Origin of the sequence: Pseudomonas delhiensis, assembly GCF_900187975.1 — a bacterium.
GTDB lineage: Bacteria > Pseudomonadota > Gammaproteobacteria > Pseudomonadales > Pseudomonadaceae > Pseudomonas > Pseudomonas delhiensis.
This window is the reverse complement of record NZ_FZPC01000066.1, coordinates 1-3226: the sequence shown is the minus strand read 5'-3', so window position 1 is coordinate 3226 and position 3226 is coordinate 1. Positions and strand designations below refer to the sequence as shown.

Genomic DNA, 3226 nt, shown 5'->3' with positions numbered 1-3226 from the left:
GTCCGACCCTGGGCGGCAAGGCGCTGCCTGGCGAGACCATCGAGATCTTCGACAACGGTGTCCTGCTGGAGAAGGTCGTCGCCAACCCCGCCGGCCACTGGAGCTTCACCCCTTCGGAGGATCTCGCCGACGGCGTCCACAGCTTCCAGGTCAGGGCGCTGAGCGACACCCATTCCCCCAGCGAACTGTCCCCGCCGTTCCAACTGGTCGTCGACACGATCGCGCCGGATCCCTCGAACCTGCGCATCACCGGCATCCATGACGATGTCGGCAGCGTCACCGGCAACGTCGCCTCCGGCGGCCGTACCGACGACCGCAAGCCCACCGTCAGCGGCACCGGCACCAGCGGCAACACCGTCACCCTGTACGTGACCGAAGCCAACGGCCAGCGCGAAGTCGGCAAGGCCCTGGTGATAGACGGCAAGTGGACGGTGGAGGTAACCGATGCGCTGAACTTCGGCCAGAACGTCTTCACCGCCGTGGAGGCCGACACCGCCGGCAATGCCACGCCGCACAGCCCCGGCTACGCCATCAGCGTCACCCAGAACGACCGCTTCGGCGGCTTCGACCTGGGCGGCAGCCAGGGTTCTGGAGCACCGATCAACACCACGGCCGTGGGCTGGCAGAACAACCCGCAGGTCACCAAGCTGGCCAACGGCAACCTGGTCGTGACCTGGCAAAACAACACGCAAAAGGAAAATGGCGGATACGACGTCTTCTTCCAGATCATGGACCCGACCGGCAAGATCAAGCTCGGCCAGGAGCAACTGGTCAACCAGCGCAATTACCTAAACCAGGACAGCCCGCAAGTGACCGCCCTGGCGGATGGCGGGTTCCTGGTTGTCTGGGAGTCGTACGCCGGCAGTCCCGACCCTAACAAGGATGGCGTCATGGCCCGCCGCTACGACGCCAGTGGCGCCGCCCATGCCGATGAATTCCTGATCAACCAGACGACCGCTGGCGCCCAACGCTCTCCAAGCGTCATGGGCCTGCCCGATGGCGGCTATATCGTCGCCTGGTACAGCGATCAAAGTGGCGGCTCCATCGTGCAGCGCACCTACGACGCGCAGAACCAGCCGGTGGGCGATGAGGTGGTCATCAAGGCAGGGGGCGCCGCCTACCAGGAGGGCGGTCCGGAAATGGTCCACCTCGGCAATGACTGGTACCTGACGGTCTGGAGTGGCGCCGACGGCAATGGCAATGGCGTCCTGGGCCAGCTGCGCAAGCTCGACGGCTCGGCGGCAGGGCCCATCCTGACCCTGAACACCACCCTGGACAAGGCTCAGCAGTACCCGGATGCCATTGCGCTCAAGGACGGCAGTTTCGTCGTGTTCTGGGACAGTGCCGACAGCCAGGCCAACGGTACTGACATTCGCGCGGCCCACTACCGTGTCGACCCGGTCTCCGGCCAGGCCACGCTGATCGGCAGCGGCGACTTCATCGTCAACCAGTACACCGCAGGCAAGCAGTACAAGCCGGTCGGCGTGGCACTGGAAGATGGCGGCTACATGCTGATCTGGGGCTCGGAGGGTGGCGATGGCGATGGTTCGAGCATCTTCGCCCAACGCTTCGATGCCAACAGCCAGAAGATCGGCCATGAATTCCTGGTCAACCCCGACACCTGGGGTAACCAGGGCTCAGGCTGGGACGATATAGATCTGGCACATATCCTGGATGCCACGCTGATGGACGATGGCAATATCTTCGTCACCTGGCACAGCGACAAGATCGACCCTGACAGTTACGGCATCGAGGGCGTGGTGCTCGACATCGATGCGGGCTTCTACTCGGAGTTCACCGTCAACACCAGCACCCAGGGCGAGCAGGCCTACTCGGCCACCAGCGCGCTGCCCAACGGCGGGTTCGTAACGGTATGGCAGTCGAACCACAATGGAAGCGCTGAAGTCATGGCCCAACTGTACGACGCATCCGGTATGGCGATCGGTCAGGAGTTCCTTGTCAACACCGTGACTGCCGACTTCCAGGGACGTCCGGATGTCATCACGCTTAATGACGGCTCCTTCCTTGTGGGATACCACAGCTGGGAGAACAGTCGCGACATCGTACATACCCAACGCTTCAGTTACACCTATGATGCCGCCGGCAACATCACGGGCACGGTCAAGGTCGATGGCGAAAAATTCATCGATCGTGCCGGTTTCAAATACAACAGAAATGTATTGTTGTCGGCAATGGACGATGGCGGATACATGGTGGTTTGGCAAGGACGAACGGGCGACAAGCAACCTTGGCAGGTGGTTTCGGCACAATATGATGCTGACGGAAAAGTGATCCCCGGCAGTGAATCGCTCATTGCGAACCTAGGTTTCTCTGGCCAAGCCGACACACCTTCCAGAGCGATCGTGGCAACGCTGGAAGGTGGCCAGGTCGTGATCACCTACGCGAAGGAAACCACGGCCGCCGATGTCTATTTCCGGGTATACGATCCGAAGTCCCAGACGTTCGGCGCCGAGATTCGCGCCAACGAGACCACTGCGGGTACCCAGGGCACCCCGAGCGTCGCGGAGCTTGCCAATGGCAACTTCATCGTCACCTGGGATTCGAACGACACCAACGGACCGGACCAGGGCGTCCGAGGGGTCTGGGGCCGCATCTATAGCCCCGACGGCACCGCAGTGGGTAACGAGTTCCTGATCAACACCTTCACGCCCGGGGATCAGAAGCGCCCTATTACCGTTGCCCGTCCGGAAGGCGGCTTCGTGACGGTATACGCCTCGCAGGCGGACAAGGCGCCGGGGGCCGGCACCTACGGCATCTACCTGCAGTTCTTCGACGATGCCGGCAACCGCGTCGGCCAGGAAATGCGCATCAACCAACTGGTCTCCGGCAACCAGGAGTGGCCGGAGCTGACCTTCCTAGCCGACGGCCGCCTGTTCGTGACCTGGACCGACTACGGCGTTGGCGATGGTAGCGGCTCTGCCATCAAGGGCCGCATCATCGACCTGGAGAGCACCCTGGGCCTGGGCGTGACGCCGCAGGATGCGGCTGTCAAGAGCGGCGCGGAACCCCTGGCCGCCGATGCAGCCCAGGGCAACCTGTGGATGCTCTTCGACGACGGTTCCGCCTCCGGCCTGCTGCTCGACAACGCCGCGCTGTCTGCCGTCCGCGGTGGCGCCGGCAATGATTTCATCGCCATCAAGGACACGTCCTTCGCGATGATCGACGGCGGCGACGGCATCGACACCCTGCTGCTGGATGGCAAGAA

At 63.0% G+C, this 3226-nt stretch carries 1 protein-coding gene; it reads left to right on the top strand.

The window, feature by feature from the left end; translation table 11 throughout:
* Nucleotides 1-3226 (top strand): Ig-like domain-containing protein (locus CHC02_RS30365; RefSeq protein ID WP_176450360.1); only part of this gene is annotated, 3226 nt, incomplete at both ends.